Below are 16,878 nucleotides of genomic sequence, written 5' to 3'. Positions count from 1 at the left end.
CTTATCCTTGATTCAGGCCAAAGGCGCGCAGAATGGTGCTGAGCTTGGTGCCGGTTTCATGCCATTCGGACTCTGGTGAAGAGTCCTGCACAATGCCGGCACCGGCAAATAGGCGTACCTGATTGCCGCTGACGGTTCCGCAGCGGATGGTCACCACCCATTCACCGTTGCCCTCGGCGTCACACCAGCCAACGATGCCGCCAAATACGCCGCGATCAAACGGCTCCAGCTCGGCAATCAGGTCACGCGCCACCCGGGTCGGCGTGCCGCACAGCGCCGGCGTCGGATGCAGCAGACAGGCCAGCGACAGCGCGTTTTCCTGCCGCGGATCCACTTCGCCGTCAATCGGCGTCGACAGGTGCCACAGCGTCGTGGTACTCAACAGTTCCGGCGCGTTGGGAATATGCAGGTAACGGCAACGGCCGCTTAACGCTGCACGCATGCCTTCGGTAACAAAACGGTGCTCTTTATGGTCTTTAGTGGAGCTCAGTAACTGCTGGCTGACCTCGCGATCGCGCTGTGGATCGGCCTCGCGGCGGGCGGAGCCGGCCAGCGGATTGGAATAAAATTGCGCGCCGGTCTTACGCAGCAGCAGCTCGGGGCTGGCTCCCAGCAATGCGCCGTCTGCCAGCGGTACGTGGAAGTGAAAACCGTTCGGGTTCTGCGCAATGATGCGCGTCATCAGCGCATGGCGATCGACCGGCTGGCAGGTTTCAATCTCCAACAGGCGCGACAGCACCACCTTATCCAGCGTGCCTGCACGGGTTGCCGTCACCGCATCGCTGACCATTTGCATAAATGCTGCCTGTGCCGGCACTTCGGTTTTATGCGCGATATCCGGTGCCGCAGCGTGCTCTATCCCTTGCGCGGCCATAAAGGCATTACGATCGAACCAGCGGGTTTGGCGAGGGATAAACAACGACGACGGCTGTCGGGTATCGAACGGGATGGCGCCACACAGCACCGGCTGCTTGATGCCCGCCAGCCGAGCTTCGTCAAAGGCATGGCGCACCACCTGCTGAAATTCGCCGTTCACGTCGTCGCCACCCACCGCCGGCAAACTGACTTTGGCAAAACACCCCTGAGTGCTCAGGCTGCGGAAAGGAGAAGTGAAAAAGAAACCGGCAGCGAGATCCGGCGGTAGGTAACCCCCTTCACTGCTGTGCGATTGCATGTTTTTGGCACCATTCATGGCTGTATCCATCGGTACGCCCTCTATTGTTTGCTAATAATAACCAATATAATAATGATTATCATTTATGTTTACGGGCGCTAAATTACCCTCCGGATTTTACTATGTCAATAAACGTAAACACTTCTTTCCCATCACAATCATGGTATAAACAGTGTGGCATTAGCTAGATAAATGATAAGCATTAGTATTTAATCGACAGGAACACGCCGACATGAAGAATATCCTGCTTTTGGGGCTGGCCTTATTCGCCTTCACCGCTGCGCACGCCGCCTCTCCCCAGTGGCCGCGCACCATTGACACTGCCCATGGCGTCGTCACTCTCTCACAGGCACCAACGCGCATTGTCTCGACCAGCGTTACGGTCACCGGTACCCTGCTGGCGATTGGCGCGCCGGTGATCGCCAGTGGCGCCACCAGCCCCAACGGTAAGCTGGCCGACCAACAAGGCTTCTTCCGGCAATGGGGGGATATCGCCGCACAGCGCGGTGTCAAACGCCTGTATATCGGCGAACCCAACGCCGAAGCGATAGCCGGCGAAGCGCCGGATCTGATCGTGATGTCCGCCACCGGCGGCGATTCCGCCCTGCGCTTATACGATCAGTTATCGGCCATCGCGCCGGTGCTGGTGGTCAATTATGATGACAAAAGCTGGCAGCAACTGGCTACAGACCTGGGCTATGCCACCGGGCGCGACGCCGAGGCTGCCAAGCTGACCGCCGATTTCGCCGCGCGCGAGCAAGCGCTGAAACAGCGGATGACCTTGCCGCCGCAGCCGGTCAGCGCATTGGTGTTTCGCCACGACGGCAAGGCCGCCAACCTGTGGACCGCCGAGTCATCGCAGGGTGAAATGCTGCAACAACTGGGCTTCACGCTGGCACAGCCACCGTCCAACGTCCACGGCAGCACCAGCCAGGGCGTGCGCAAGGACATTATTCAACTGAGCGGGGAAAATCTCGCGGGTAGTCTTAACGGCCAAACGCTGTTGCTGTTCGCCAACGATGACGGCGACGCCGAGCGCTTGATGGCAAATACCTTCCTGACGCACCTGCCTGCGGTGCAAAACAAGCGGGTCTACGCGCTGGGCAATGATACCTTTCGTCTGGATTACTACAGCGCCAGCAACTTGCTGACGCGATTAGAAAAACTGTTCATCCACTCACGTTAGCCAGACTGGCGGGTAGCGCCCGAATCGCCTTGCCGTCAGGCGATTCGGGCTATCCGGCGCAGCTTGAGCTCGCTGACATCAGGCTTGCGTCACCTGCGGTTTGTCGAGCGTCACCAGACGTAATCCACGCATGGCGAACACCAGCAGCACGCCGAGCACCGCGGCGCCAAAGCCAAAGCTGGTCGAGGTCATCGCCGGCAACATATACGCTCCCATCGCCCCCAGCAGCAACGCGCCCAGGGCATCACCCACCACGTTCTGCGCGGTCCACAGCCCATTGATGCGCCCGAGGAAGGCGTCCGGCGTCAGGCTCTGGATCAGCCCGTATTGCAGCAGCGAATTCACCGCGCTCAGGTAACCGAATGCCACCAGGCACGCCAGCGCCGCCCCGTACCACGGCATCAAACCAAACAAACCAATGGCGACGAACGCCGCTATCGCAGTCATCAGCATCATCCAGCCAGGCCGTGCCAGATGCGCCACCCGACCGCTGGTAAAGGCGCCAATCGCCGCGCCGAGCGGTACCGCCGCATACATCAGGCCCAGGCTGGAAGCGCCGACCAGCCAGTCGCCCGCCAGCGCCGGGTAGAGGATACGCACCGCACTGGCCATGGTCAGCAGCGCGCCGATCAGCGCCACCATACCGATCACTTTATTCTGGAACAGAAAGGCAAAGCCACCTGCCAGCGCTTTCAGCGGGTGCTCGCGCGGCTGTGGCGGCGGCATCAGCTGCGGCAGGCGTAGCAGTGGCACCAGCGTCAGCAAGGTGCCCAACGCTGCCAGACCGTAGTTCCACGCCACGCCGGCATGGGCTATCACCAACCCGCCCACCGCCGGCGACAGGATCGATCCAAAACGCACCGTCAGCATACTGATGGCGCCGGCCTGGACAATGTTTTCCCGCCCAACCAACGCCGGTGTCGCAGCCAGCAGCGCCGTCACGCCGACGGCGCCAAAGAAGCCATCCCACACCGATAACAGATAGATCGCCACCAGCGATGGGGTTGGCAATGCGGCATTGATGCACATGCCGACAAAGCCGATGCCACAGGTTGAACGCGCAAACAGGATCAGGCGACGGCGTTCGTAGCGATCCGCCAGTACACCGCCCATCAACAGCCCGGCAAACATGCCGCTGCCGGCCAAGGTAACCGCCAGACCGACCAGCAGCGTTGAGCCGGTCAACGCCTGAATCTGCACCGGTATCGCGATGGCCATCAATCCCAACGCCAAAATGGAAATAAAACGTGCGCAGAACACGGCACGGAACGCCCGATTGGTCTTGAGCAGACCAAAATCAAGCAAAATCGAGGGCTTACTCATTTGTCTATCACCACAACTTTTAAAAGGGATTGCGTGCTTGCTGCTGCATTGCGCCAGCGAGTCATGCTACCATAGATGAATACAATCAATAATGATAATAAATATCATTTATATTCAATTGAATAATGGGTTGCCATGTTCCGGCTTACACACAATGGTTCGCACTCCTCACATCCCTCGCAGGAGCGCCTGATATTCGGCACCACACGCGCTTTCCGCCGCAGGCTGTACGGCCTGGTACTGGCATTACTGACGCTATTGCTGATGATGGCGCTCAGCCTGTCGCTGGGCGCAAAGCCAATTCCCTTCACTACCGTGCTGCAGGCCCTCAATGGCCAATGCAGCGGCGTCGACTGCACGATCGTCACCAATGCACGACTGCCGCGCACGCTGGTGGGGCTGTTGGCCGGTATCGCGCTCGGGCTGGCCGGCGCGCTGATGCAAACCCTGACGCGCAACCCGCTGGCCGACCCTGGCATTCTCGGCGTTAATGCCGGTGCCGGCTTTGCCGTGGTGCTCGGCATTACGCTGTTTGGCGCCGCCGACATCGACCAATACCTGTGGTTCGCCTTTGCCGGCGCGCTGGGCGCGACGCTCTTGGTGGCGCTGGTCGGCGCGCTGGGGCGTAGTACATTGAACCCGATTCGCCTGACGCTGGCAGGCGTCGCGCTCGGCGCGGTGCTGGAAGGCATGACCTCCGGCATTGCGCTGCTCAACCCTCAAACGTTCGATCAACTGCGCTTCTGGCAGGCCGGTTCGCTGGATATCCAGAACATGCAGGTGGTACGCACCGTCACCCTGCCAATTGTGCTCGGTACGCTGATCGCCCTGTGGATGACCAAGGCGCTCAACAGCCTGAGCATGGGTAGCGAACTGGCCACCGCGCTGGGCACCGGTATCGTGCGCACCCAATTGCTCGGCCTGCTGGCGATCACCCTGCTGTGCGGCAGCGCCACCGCCGCCGTCGGGCCAATCGCCTTCGTCGGCCTGATGATGCCGCACGTCGCGCGCCGTCTGGCCGGTTCGGAACTGCACTGGATCCTGCCGTGGACGCTGGTACTGACCCCCATTCTGCTTCTCGGCGCCGACTTGCTCGGTCGCTTCCTGGTGGCCGGCGAACTGCGGGTCTCGATCGTAACCGCATTGCTCGGCGCCCCGGTGTTGATCGCCCTGGTTCGCCAGCGCCACATGTTCCGCAGGAGTTGCTGATGTCGCTGCATGCTACCCGTCTGATGCGCCCGTCGCACCCTGCCCGCCTGTCACGCGCGACGCTGACCCCGCTGGCGCTGCTGTTCGCTTGCGCCAGCCTGGCCATTTACGCGCTCGGTTCCGGTACCCTGTCGCTCAGCGCGTTACAGGTGATCGACGCACTGCGCGGCGAAGGACCGGCCAATTTAACGGTGATCGTCAGCCAATGGCGCTTGCCACGCGTAGCGATGGCGCTGATATTGGGCGCCGCACTCGGCATCAGCGGCGCCATTTTCCAGTCGTTGCTGCGCAATCCGCTCGGCAGCCCGGACGTTATCGGTTTCAATACCGGTGCCTACAGCGGCGTGCTGGTAGCGGTGGTGCTGTTCAACGGTGGCGTACTTGGCATCACCTCCGGCGCGTTGATCGGTGGCCTGTTAACCGCGGCGCTGATTTACCTGTTGGCATGGCGCAATGGCATCGAGGCCTTCCGGCTGATTATCGTCGGCATTGCGGTGCGCGCGCTGCTGGTGGGCGCCAATACCTGGTTGATTATCACCGCCTCGCTGGAATCGGCGATGACCGCCGGATTATGGAGCGCCGGTTCGCTTAACGGCGTCACCTGGGCCAAAAGCCAGCCGGTGATGTTGGTGATCGCCGTCTGTGCACTGCTGCTGATGGCGTTGTCACGCCGCATGCGCCTGCTGGAAATGGGCGATGACGCCGCCTGCGCGCTTGGCGTGGCGGTTGAACGTTCACGCATTTTACTGCTGCTGATTGCGGTATTGCTGACCGCTGCGGCCACCGCCGTCGCCGGTCCGATCTCCTTTATTGCGCTGGTGGCGCCGCAAATTGCCCGCCGCCTGTGCGCCAACCGTCAGGTGCTGCTGTTAACCGCGCTGACCGGCGCGCTGCTGCTGCTGGCGGCCGACGTAACCGCACAGCGGCTGTTTATGCCGTATCAACTGCCGGTCGGCGCACTGACCGTCAGCATCGGCGGCATCTATCTGATTTGGCTATTAATCCGTGAGTCGCGAAAAAAATGAATGCTGAAACGCCTTTATCCGCGCCGCTGCGCGCCGAAAACCTGACGCTGGGCTATGACAAAAAAACCGTGGCGCATAACCTTTCAGTGTCCATCCCGCAGGGGGAACTGACGGTGATTATCGGCCCAAACGCCTGCGGGAAATCCACGCTGCTGCGTACCCTCAGCCGTCTGTTGCAACCACAGGCTGGCGCTGTATGGCTGAACGGCAAACTGATTGGCGAGTACGCCACCAAAGAGGTAGCCCGCCAGTTGGGATTGCTGCCGCAAAGCTCGATCGCGCCTGGCGATATCACGGTGTTCGATCTGGTGGCGCGCGGCCGTTATCCGCACCAGCGTCTGTTCAGCCGTTGGCGGGCGGAAGATCAGCAGGCGGTCACCGAGGCGATGCAGGCAACCGGCGTGGCCGAACTGGCCGAACTGGCGGTCGATACCCTGTCTGGCGGCCAACGCCAGCGCGTCTGGATCGCCATGGTGCTGGCCCAACAGACGCCACTGCTGTTGCTGGACGAACCGACCACCTGGCTGGACATCGCGCATCAGATCGATCTGCTGGAATTGATGCGTCGCTTGAACCGCGACAATGGCCATACCCTGGTGGTCGTGCTGCATGATTTGAACCACGCCTGTCGCTATGCAACGCACTTGATTGCCATGCGCGGCGGCAAGGTGATCGCAGAAGGCGCGCCAAAAGACATTGTCACGCCGGAACTGATCGAAGACGTGTACGGACTGAAATGCATGATCATTGACGATCCGGTGTCGCACACGCCGCTGGTGGTGCCGTTGGGCAAATAAGCCAGCACAGACGCAAAAAAGGGCTGAATATACTTCAGCCCTTTTTACCGGTCGGCGGGCACCCGCTTCACTCCGCGCGTACGGGCGTTATAATGCCCGTAGCACGCGGTTGAGCAACGGCCCCAACACCTTGAACGATGCCGGCGATACGATGTCGACGTGCGCGCAGTCCAGTTCGTGTACCTGCAGCGCATCCACGTAGCGCGCCCAGGTTTGTTGCACATCCATCCCCTGCTGCAAAGTGCGCTTGGCGACAAACAGCGTCGCCTGCCCGCTGAAACTGGCGGTATGGGTATGGGACAGCAGGCGCACCGAATCCGCGTAGTTGGCCTCGATATTGTCAAACATCGCTACCCGGGCGTCCCCCAGCGCCGGATCCAGCGTGTCTTGCGATACCGCCAGGAACTGCTCGCGTTCGCGCTGGACTTCTTTCAGCACATTGTCGTCCAGCATCACATCCCAGTTCTGGGTTTCCGGCGGATAGGTGTCCAGCAGGCCGAGAAATGCCACTTGTTCGCCACGCGCCTGCAGCCGCGCGGCAATACCCTGCGCCAGCGTGCCCCCCAGCGAATAACCGATAAAGTGGTACGGGCCATGTGGTTGCACCGCCAACACCGTGGCCAGATGCGCATCGCAAACCTGATCCATGTCTTCGCTCACCGCCAGCGGGCCGTCCGGCCGTGGCGATTGAATGCCGACCAGTGACCAGTGCTGGTCGATATAGCGTGGCAGCACGCTGAACTGCCAGGAAAAACCGGAGGCCGGATGCAGACAGAACAGCGTCGGGCCATCGGTAATGCGCAGGGGCAGCACGCGTTCGAAACCACAGCGGTCGGCCTCTTCCTGCGTGCGCTCTTCCGCCAGCAGTTGCGCCAGCTGTTCCACTCTCGACGCCACCATCACCTGGCCGACCGACACCGCTTTGCCGAGATCGCGCCGCAATTCCGCCGCCAGACGCATCGCCAGCAACGAGTGGCCGCCCAATGCGAAGAAATCATCATCGGCAAAAACCTGTTCGCGTTGCAGCAAACGAGCGAAGACCGCGGCAATGGCGCTTTCCAACCCCGGTTCCGCGTCACGGCCGGCGCTGCGGCAACCGCTTTGCGGCTGTGGCAACGCCTTGCGATCCAGCTTGCCGTTGGCGCTCAGCGGCAATTCGGCCAGCTCTACCAGCGCAACCGGTACCATATGCGCGGGTAACCGCTCGCTCAACGCGCTGCGCAACGCATCCAGCGCCAGGCTAACGCCCGGCTGCGCCACCAGGTAGCCTACCAGCTGACGCGCATCGCCGCCGGTATCCGTCGGCGTACCGTCCAGCACCAGCGCATGGGCGACCGCCTGCCGTACCCCCGGCAGCGACAGCAACGCATGGTCGATCTCGCTGAGTTCGATGCGCTGTCCGCGGATTTTCAACTGGTCATCGCTACGGCCCAGATATTCCACCGCGCCATTCGGCAGCCAGCGGGCCACGTCGCCGGTGCGGTACATGCGACCGCCATCACCGAACGGATCGGCGACAAAACGGCTGGCGGTCAATTCAGGCCGCCCCAGATAGCCGTGCGCCAACTGCACGCCGGTCAGATACAGATCGCCAGCCACGCCCGGTGGCACCGGCCGCAGACGCGCATCGAGGATGCGCAAACCGGTATTCCACACCGGCAGGCCAATCGGCACGTTGGCACCGCTCACCGCCGCCAGGGACTCGCCCCAGGCCGGGTGCCAACTGACGTCCACCGCCGCCTCGGTCGGGCCATACAGATTGTGCAGCGGCACGCCGGTGCGACTTTGCCACAGACGGCACAGCTCGGCCGGCAGCGCCTCACCGCTGCAAAATACCTGGCGCAGCCGAGCGCACTGGGCAACCGCCTGGTCACTGTCCAGCGCGCTGACGAACGCCGCCAGCATCGACGGTACGAAATGCAGAGTCGTGACGCCATGACGTGCAATCAACTGCTGCAAGCGTTGTGGATCGCGGTGCGCTTCCGGCGGCGCCATCACTAACTGCGCGCCCACCATCAGCGGCCAGAAGAATTCCCATACCGACACGTCGAAACTGCACGGCGTTTTCTGCAATACCACGTCGTCCGCCGTCAACGGATAGTGGTTTTGCATCCACAACAGGCGGTTGACGATAGCCTGATGACCGACCAAGACCCCCTTCGGCCGCCCGGTAGACCCCGAGGTAAAGATAATATAAGCCGGATGATGTGGCGTCGGCCCGTTCACCATCACGTCGGCCGCATGGTCGGCCGCCAGCGGCGCATCGTACAGCAGGATCTCGCCCTGACCGGTAAAGCGCGCCTGCTGTGCCGGATTAGTGACGATCAGCCGCGGCGCGGCGTCTTCCAGCATCATGCGCAGACGCTCGTCCGGGTAACCGGTATCCAGCGGCAGGTAGGCGGCGCCGGCTTCGACAATCGCCATCAGCGCCAGCGACAGGAACACCGAACGCGGCAACGCCACGGCAACGATGTCGCCCGGCCGCACGCCCTGTGCGCTCAACTGGCGCGCCAGCGCGCTGACCTGTTGGCGGGTTTCACGGTAATTGAAGCGGAAATGTGCGTCAGACAGCGCTGGTGCGTCCGGCGTCTGGCGCGCCTGTTGCGCCAGCAGGCCGCTCAACGTCTGTGTCGGTAGCGGATGTGCGGTATCGTTGACGCGGCTCAGCAGCGCACGATCGTCGGCGGTCAGCAAATCCGCCTCGCCGACCGGCAACTGCGGCTGCTCGCCAAACTGACGCATCAGCAGCGGCAGTCGCTGCAAATGCGCCGCCAACTCATCGCGCTGGTAACGTTCGGCATTCGCCAGCAACTCCACTTTCAATTGGCCGTCCTGGTCGATAAACAGGGCAATTTCCAGATCGCGTACCGGCCCGGAAGCCAGATCGTGGGTGATGCCGGCAATACCGTCAAAGTCGAGCTGGTAATCGAACATCTTAAAGTTGAACACCGTGCCATACAGCGGCTGGGCATCGCCTACGTGCCCCAGATCGCGCTGTACCTGCTCCGCGTCATAACGCTGGTGACGACGCAGCGTTTTCAGTTCGCGACTGATTTTCGCCGCCGCATCCGCCAAGGTGGCTTGCGGATCGAGGTGCAGTTCCATCGGCAAGACGTTAATCACCGGCCCGGTGGCGCACAGCGCGGCCGAGCCGGTACGGCGCATAAAGATAAATCCAGCGCTGAAGCTCGGCTGACCGCTAAGGCGCGACACCCACAGCGCCAACAGGGCGATCGCCATATCCGCCGCATTCAGCTGTTGCTCGCGCCCGGCATCCACCAGCGGCGCGAACGCCGCCGCCGTGCAGATCTGACTCAGACGATGAATGCGGGTGGTCGGCACCTGCCCCGCCAGCGGTTGCGCGCACAGCGTGGCCGCCGGCGGCAGTTGGCGCGCCTTATTACGCCAGAAATCGGCATCACGCTGCCAGCCGGCAGACTGACGGTAAGCCTGGTATTCAGCCACCACATCACCAAATGGCGTAAACGGCGTAGGTTCCAGCGGTTGGTCATGGCGCAAACGGCTATAGATATTGGCGATGCGCCGGGCAATGGCGGTAAAGCTAAAGCCATCCACCAGCAGGTGGTGATAGCGCTGATACCAGTACCAGCGGCGCTCTGCCACCCGCATCAGCAGGTGACGATACAGTGGTTTTCCACTGCTGACGCGCAGTTCGCCGGCAAGATCGCGCTGCATCAGCGCTGTGGCAGCGGCGGCGGGATCCGCCGAAGCGGTCAGATCGAGATATTCCGGCGCGTCAATCGCCATGCCCGCATCAAACGATTGCCGCGGTACCCCGTCGCACTCGTCAAAACGCAGTCGCAGGGTGTCCACTTCGTTCAATCCCAATGCGATGGCGCGCAGCAGACAGTTCGGGTCCAGCTCGCCGTTAAGCTCAATATAATGCGCTACCGCATAGGCATTGCCATGCGGTGAAATCTGATCGGCAACCCAAATACCCGGTTGCGCCGCGACCAACGGCATGTCGACGCACAGCGCGTGGTCGGCCGGTAAAGTTGATGTTTCTGACACCGTACTGATTCCTATGGTTGGTATACCCTGACGACTGCGGGCAGCATCGAGACGGCAATGAAAGCCATCCTTATCCAGATGCAAACTGTCGCTGAACGGGGCAACGCCGGCAGGCAGCCCGTGATACGACGGGCATCAGCCCGTCACGCCTGACGCTGTGATGCGGGCCGCATGTCCTGCCAATTATCTTCCAGCCAGCTGACGCACTGCGCGCGCGGTGCCGGGCCGAATACGCTGTTCCAGCCGGGCGGCAGTGCGCAGAAATCCGGCCATAGGCTGTATTGCTGTTCGGCGTTGCGCACGATCAGGCAGCATTGTTGTGGATCATCGAACGGGTTGAGGGTTTCCATCACGGGCTCCTTGCATCATCCCAGAAGTGGCAATTGGTGTGGCCTGATGGCCGGTGACAAACGGCTCGCGCCAGTGGGCCTGCAAACCGTCGAGCAGGCCGCCGCGCCAGCACAGCGCGTCGTGGCCGCCGGCCACCGCCCGATACTGCACCCGATGCCCAGCCTGGCTCAGCAGCGTCGCCATCTGGCCGCTGACCTGATGCACCAGCGATTCATGCACGCCAGCCTCCATAAACACCTTCAGCGCGCCATGATTGCCGAGGCCGCTTTCAACCTGGCGAGTCAGCCAGCAGGCGTCTTCCGGCGGCGTAGGCAGTTGCAACATATCGCGTCGCGGCCACCAGAAAGAACCGGACTGGCTGATCACCGCACCAAAACGCTGTGGCCAGTTCAACCCGGCATACAGGGAAGCAAGACCGCCAAAACTCTGACCGGCAACCACGGTACTGGCGGCATCCGCGCGGTGCGGCGCCCATTCGGCCAACTGCGGCATCAGCTCTTCCTGCAACGCCAGCCAGAACTGCGAATTGCAGCCAAGCTCGCGACTGCGGTGCGGCAAATCGATAATGTCGATCAGCACATATACCGCGGCCGGCAACTGGCCCTGCTGCGTCAGTTTCATCAGCGGATCCCAGACCGGCATCTGCTGCGCCCAAAACTGACCGTCGAGCAATATCGCCAGCGGCCGCTGCGCCGGGTTGCTGTCGCCGGTGGTGTAGACCCAGATGTTACGGCTATTGCCGAGACGCTGGCTATGCCAGGTATGACGCTGCAGACGCGCCGGCGGCGCCGGCACGCAGCGGGCGCTGGCTACCTCATAATTGTCGAAATCGTGCCAGGCCGACTGCGGCGGCGCTGACGGCATATGCAGCCCGGAAACCACATTGCCGCCGGCACTGCACCAGGAACGGTAGGGATTCAACAGATCGTGCGTGGCACTGGCAAATACCTGATGCCACCAGTGGCGCATCGCGTGCATCATGGCGTACGCATCGCCGCCCTCTGCCCGCAGCGGGCGATGATCCAGACAGGGAATAAAACAGTAGCTGCCGCGCCAGTCGGCGCTCAATTCGGTTTGCCAGTACCATACGTCGCTGCCGCTCAGGCGTTGCAGACTCTGCGGCGGATTCGGCTGATGGTGATCGGTCAGGCAATTGATGTTGATCCAGACGCGCTGGTGGGCTGAAGTCATCTCGCATCCCTGGGGATCGCGCCACAAAAACGTTACCTTCCATCGGCCATTGTCGCTCGGCTCAACCAGCGGCGTACCGCGTCGGGCAATCTCCAGCCACCAGCCATGGCTCCCTGCTTGTTTGCTTGCTAATAACGTACTGCTTGCTGACTGCTGTTCAGTTTTCAAGACACCCACTCACTTGGTAGTTGGCATAACGGGTGAGGCAGCAGCGGATAGCGGCTGACGCTCTCCCGAATGCAAACGAACGGTAGAACGAATACTATTGATAATTATTTTCATTTGCAATAGTGTGTAAAGGCTCGTAAAGAAGGCAGGTATTCTTCAACAGGGACGGGTACCTGAATTCGCATCGGATCGGCTGCTGGTCGCGTCTCCGGCGTAGTCAGATCCACACCATTAATGACGATATAAAAACGACAACCGGCTCCCCCTGCCGGCTTCAGCGCTGGCGCACGGGGGCGACAACACGGTAGGAAATTAAAAATGACTCGCAAGTTATCTCGTTATTCCCTAGCCACAGTCATCGGGTTGGGATTAGGCACGTCCGCAATTGCACATGCCGCACAGCAAACCAGCCCCAGCGCCGAAGCGGAAGCCACCAGCGTCGGCAACAATAATCAGGCAAAACCCGCCGAAGACACCATTCTGGTCACCGCCGCCAAGCAGAACCTGCAGGCCCCCGGTGTTTCCACCATCACCGCCGCCGAAATCAAAAAACGTCCCCCGGCGCGCGACATCAACGAACTGATCCGCACCATGCCGGGCGTTAACCTGACCGGCAACTCCACCAGCGGGCAGCGCGGCAACAACCGCCAGATCGATATCCGCGGCATGGGACCGGAAAACACCCTGATCCTGATCGACGGCAAGCCGGCCTCAAGCCGCAACTCGGTACGCCAGGGGTGGCGCGGCGAGCGTGACACCCGTGGCGACACCGCCTGGGTGCCGCCGGAAATGATCGAGCGCATCGAAGTGCTGCGCGGCCCGGCGGCGGCGCGTTACGGTAATGGCGCGGCGGGTGGCGTGGTCAACATCATCACCAAGAAACAGACTCAGGAGTTGCACGGTGCGTTGAATGCCTATTTCAACGTGCCGCAACACAAGCAGGAAGGTTCCACCAAACGTACCGACTTTAGCCTCTCCGGCCCGCTGAGCGACACCCTGAGCTTTCGCCTGTTCGGCGGCTACAGCAAAACGCAGGCCGACGCCTGGGATATCAACCAGGGTCACCAGTCCGAGCGCGTCGGTATTTATTCCGACAGCCTGCCAGCTGGCCGCGAAGGGGTGATCGACAAAAATATCGACGCCCTGCTGCACTGGGATTTCGCCTACCTGCAATCGCTGGAGTTTGAGTACGGCTATGGTCGTCAGGGCAACCTGTACGCCGGCGATACCCAGAACACCAATAGCAATAATTTGGTAAAAAGCATGTACGGCGAAGAGACCAACCGCATGTACCGTGAAACCTACTCCGTGAAATATCAGGGGGCCTGGGACAACGGGGTCAGCACCAACAACTACGTACAATACGAGAACACCCGTAATTCGCGCTTGAACGAAGGTCTGGCCGGCGGTACCGAGGGGATCTTCAATGAAAGTGATGCCGGTTATAGCAACAGCGATCTGGATGATGTGCTGTTGCACAGTGAAATCAGCCTGCCTTTCGATATGTGGGTACCACAAACCGCCACCTTCGGTGCCGAGTGGAACCAGCAGAAGATGAAGAGCAGCTCGGTAGTCAGCCAGGCGCTGCAAGGCGGCGACATTGACGGCATCAGCAGTGCGGATCGTAGCCCCTACTCTTCTGCGCGTATTTTCTCGCTGTTTGCCGAAGACAATATCGAACTGACCGACACCACCATGCTGACGCCAGGCATGCGCTACGATCGTCACTCGGTTTCCGGCGATAACTGGAGCCCGTCACTCAACCTGTCGCAGGAATTGGGCGAGTACTTCACGCTGAAAATGGGCATTGCGCGCGCTTACAAAGCACCTAACCTGTTCCAGACCAATGAAAATTACGTGTTGTACAGCAAGGGTCAGGGTTGTGCCAACAGTTCCACGGGCATCGGCTGCTACCTGGTCGGCAACGATGACCTGAAAGCGGAAAACAGCGTTAACAAAGAGATCGGGCTGGAGTTCCATAACGGCGGCTGGCTGGCCGGCGTGACCTACTTCCGTAACGACTACCGCAACAAGATTGAAGCCGGTTACACGCCGGTCGGCCAGACCAGCAACGGTAAAACCGATATCTATCGCTGGGAAAACGTGCCCAAAGCGGTAGTTCAAGGGTTGGAAGGTACGCTGAACATCCCGGTCAGCGATACCATAGCCTGGACCAACAACGCCACTTACATGATCGAGAACGAGAACAAAACCACCGGTGATTACCTGTCGGTGATCCCGAAGTTCACCATCAACTCGACCCTGAGCTGGCAGGCCACGGAAGATCTGTCGATGCAGTCGACCCTGACCTGGTACGGTCGCCAGAAGCCGAAGAAGTACAACTATAAAGGGGAACCGACCACCGGCACGGAAACCCGAGAGGTCAGCCCGTATGCCATCGTTGGCGCCAGCGCCACCTATACGCTGAGCAAAAACGTTGACGTCACCGCCGGCATCGAAAACCTGTTCGACAAACGTCAGTTCCGTGCTGGCAACGCGCAAAACGTCGGCAACCCGACCACCGGCGCGATCAATATTGCCGGCGCCGGCGCCGCGACCTATAACGAACCGGGTCGCACCTACTATTTAAGCGTCAATACCCATTTCTGACGGTTGATTGAAAAGGGTGAAAAGTAAAAGCCGGTCGGGCCTCCGACCGGCTTTTTTACGGGCTAATGCACCCCATCAGGATAACCGACAACCGGCGTGCCCCCTTGCGGCGCAACGATTGGCAAGCTCGTCGTCAACCCGCGGTGGCTTCACTGCCCCAGCGATACCTGCTTGAAAATATGCTTGCCGAACGGATCGATTTCATACCCTTTCACCTCGTTGCGCACGGGTTCAAAAATGGTCGAATGCGCAATCATCAGCGCTGGCATCTGCTGATGCATCATTACCTGCGCCTGCTGGTACATCGCTAGCCGTTTGGCATGGTCGGTTTCTTTACGCGCCTGCAAGATCAGCCGATCAAACGGCGGGTAACACCATTTGGCCGAGTTTGAACCGCCGTTGGCGGAAACGCAGGTAAACAGCGGGCCGAAGAAGTTGTCCGGGTCACCGTTGGCGGTGGTCCAGCCCATCAACGCGGTCTGGTGTTCACCATTCTTGATACGCTGCAGATACTCCCCCCATTCGAAGGTCACAATCGTGGCACGCACGCCGATTTTCGCCCAGTCTGACTGGATCATCTCCGCCATGCGCTTGGCATTCGGATTGTAGGGGCGCTGCACCGGCATCGCCCATAAATCAATGGAGAACCCCTGCCCCAAACCGGCTTCCTGCAGGAGTTGTCTGGCCTTTTGCGGCGAGTAAGGATAATCCTCAAGCGCGGTATTGCTGCCCCACTGGGTCGGCGGCAGCAGGTTTTTTGCCGGCTGGCCGGCACCGTGGAATACCGCCTCGAGGATCGCCGGTTTGTTCACCGCCAACGCCAGCGCCTGGCGAACCTTGACGTTATCCAGCGGTTTTTTCTGGGTGTTAAATGCCAGAAAACCGATGTTCAACCCTGACTTTTCCATCAGCGTAATGTTGTTATCCGCCCGCATGCGCGCCAGATCGGCCGGGTTTGGGAACGGCATCACCTGGCATTCGTTCTTCTGCAATTTGGCATAGCGCACCGCCGCATCCGGGGTGATCGAAAACACCAACCGGTCGATCTGCGGCCTGCCTTCCCAGTAGCCGTCAAACGCTTTATAGAGGATTTTGGCGTCATGCTGGTATTGCTGCAACTGGAACGGCCCGGTGCCGATGGGATCGTTATCCACCCGCTGCGGGGTGCCGGCCTTTAGCATCGCATCGGCATATTCGGCGGAGAGAATGGTGGCAAAATACATGCCCAAATCGGCAATAAACGGCGCTTCGGCGCGCGAAAGCTCAAAGCGTACCGTATGCTCGTCAACCTTGACGATCGCGTTGATCAGACTGCCAAACTCCATCGATTCAAAGTTGGTGTAAGCGCCGTTGGATACCTTGTGATAAGGATGTTGGGGATCTTTTTGCCGCATGAACGAAAAGATCACGTCATCGGCGTTGAAATCGCGGGTCGGCGTAAAGTACTTATTGCTGTGGAACTTGACCCCCTGACGCAGATGGAAGGTGTAGTTTTTGCCGTCAGCACTGACCTCCCAACGTTCTGCCAGGCTGGGCTGCAATTCCACGGTGCCGGTTTTAAAGTCCACCAGCCGGTTGTAAATCGCCGCCGAACTGGCGTCTACCGTGGTGCCAGAAGTAAACAACTGCGGATTGAAACCTTCCGGCGATCCTTCAGAACAAAACACCAGCGTTTTGGCCTGTATGCTGCCGGCGGTCGCCAGCGCCAACAGAGCCAAGGTAAATCTTACTTTTATGCTCGTCATCTCATTTCCCCAGTGGTATCCCAATGGATACCAATAAAACAGGGAGTTAGCGAAGTAAAGAATAAAT

Annotated in this window: 11 protein-coding genes; 5 read left to right on the top strand and 6 right to left on the bottom strand. The window is 60.4% G+C overall.

What is annotated here, in order from left to right; all coding sequences use genetic code 11:
- Position 1 precedes the first annotated feature (1 nt).
- Positions 2–1,204: an isochorismate synthase gene (locus AC2AXP_RS14270; RefSeq protein ID WP_004960202.1), complete on the bottom strand. Its 1,203-nt coding sequence runs from the start codon at positions 1,202–1,204 to the stop codon at positions 2–4.
- Between the two features lie 202 nt (positions 1,205–1,406).
- On the opposite strand from AC2AXP_RS14270, the gene fepB reads away from it, so the two are divergent.
- On the top strand, positions 1,407–2,360 hold the full coding sequence (gene fepB, locus AC2AXP_RS14265) for a Fe2+-enterobactin ABC transporter substrate-binding protein (RefSeq protein WP_004960201.1): 954 nt from the start codon (positions 1,407–1,409) through the stop codon (positions 2,358–2,360).
- A 78-nt stretch (positions 2,361–2,438) separates the two neighbouring features.
- On the opposite strand, the gene entS is transcribed toward fepB, so the two are convergent.
- A complete protein-coding gene (entS, locus tag AC2AXP_RS14260; protein ID WP_198773498.1) occupies positions 2,439–3,683 on the bottom strand; it encodes an enterobactin transporter EntS in 1,245 nt (414 codons plus the stop codon).
- A 135-nt stretch (positions 3,684–3,818) separates the two neighbouring features.
- Between entS and fepD the strand changes: the two genes are divergently transcribed.
- The 3 genes from fepD to AC2AXP_RS14245 are packed head-to-tail and all read left to right on the top strand — an operon-like array spanning position 3,819 to position 6,714.
- The gene (gene fepD, locus AC2AXP_RS14255; RefSeq protein ID WP_004960199.1) at positions 3,819–4,892 is read left to right on the top strand and encodes a Fe(3+)-siderophore ABC transporter permease; all 1,074 of its coding nucleotides are present in this window, start codon (positions 3,819–3,821) and stop codon (positions 4,890–4,892) included.
- Positions 4,892–5,917 (top strand): iron-enterobactin ABC transporter permease, encoded by a 1,026-nt coding sequence (gene fepG, locus AC2AXP_RS14250; RefSeq protein WP_273872302.1) that lies wholly within the window; start codon positions 4,892–4,894, stop codon positions 5,915–5,917. The genes fepD and fepG overlap by 1 nt, the downstream gene beginning before the upstream one ends.
- Entirely contained in the window at positions 5,914–6,714 is an 801-nt protein-coding gene (locus AC2AXP_RS14245; RefSeq protein WP_004960196.1) for an ATP-binding cassette domain-containing protein, read from the top strand. The genes fepG and AC2AXP_RS14245 overlap by 4 nt, the downstream gene beginning before the upstream one ends.
- An 87-nt stretch (positions 6,715–6,801) precedes the next feature.
- On the opposite strand, the gene AC2AXP_RS14240 is transcribed toward AC2AXP_RS14245, so the two are convergent.
- The 3 genes from AC2AXP_RS14240 to fes form a co-directional block, all read right to left on the bottom strand.
- Positions 6,802–10,698, bottom strand: a complete 3,897-nt coding sequence (locus tag AC2AXP_RS14240; protein ID WP_004960194.1) for an enterobactin synthase subunit F — start codon at positions 10,696–10,698, stop codon at positions 6,802–6,804.
- 191 nt (positions 10,699–10,889) lie between these two features.
- Complete coding sequence (locus AC2AXP_RS14235) at positions 10,890–11,096, bottom strand: MbtH family protein (RefSeq protein WP_004960192.1); 207 nt, start codon at positions 11,094–11,096, stop codon at positions 10,890–10,892.
- Entirely contained in the window at positions 11,071–12,456 is a 1,386-nt protein-coding gene (gene fes, locus AC2AXP_RS14230; protein WP_484381771.1) for an enterochelin esterase, read from the bottom strand. The genes AC2AXP_RS14235 and fes overlap by 26 nt, the downstream gene beginning before the upstream one ends.
- A gap of 318 nt (positions 12,457–12,774) precedes the next feature.
- Between fes and AC2AXP_RS14225 the strand changes: the two genes are divergently transcribed.
- Positions 12,775–15,066, top strand: a complete 2,292-nt coding sequence (locus tag AC2AXP_RS14225) for a TonB-dependent siderophore receptor (RefSeq protein ID WP_004960186.1) — start codon at positions 12,775–12,777, stop codon at positions 15,064–15,066.
- A 149-nt stretch (positions 15,067–15,215) separates the two neighbouring features.
- Here AC2AXP_RS14225 and AC2AXP_RS14220 read toward each other — a convergent pair whose 3' ends face one another.
- Positions 15,216–16,811 carry an ABC transporter substrate-binding protein gene (locus AC2AXP_RS14220; RefSeq protein ID WP_484381770.1) on the bottom strand — a complete coding sequence of 532 codons (1,596 nt, stop codon included), beginning with the start codon at positions 16,809–16,811 and terminating at the stop codon, positions 15,216–15,218.
- Between the last annotated feature and the right edge of the window lie 67 nt (positions 16,812–16,878).

Source organism: Serratia sp. Sp408 (genome assembly GCF_057180665.1).
This window is presented reverse-complemented; position numbering and strand designations above follow the sequence as displayed.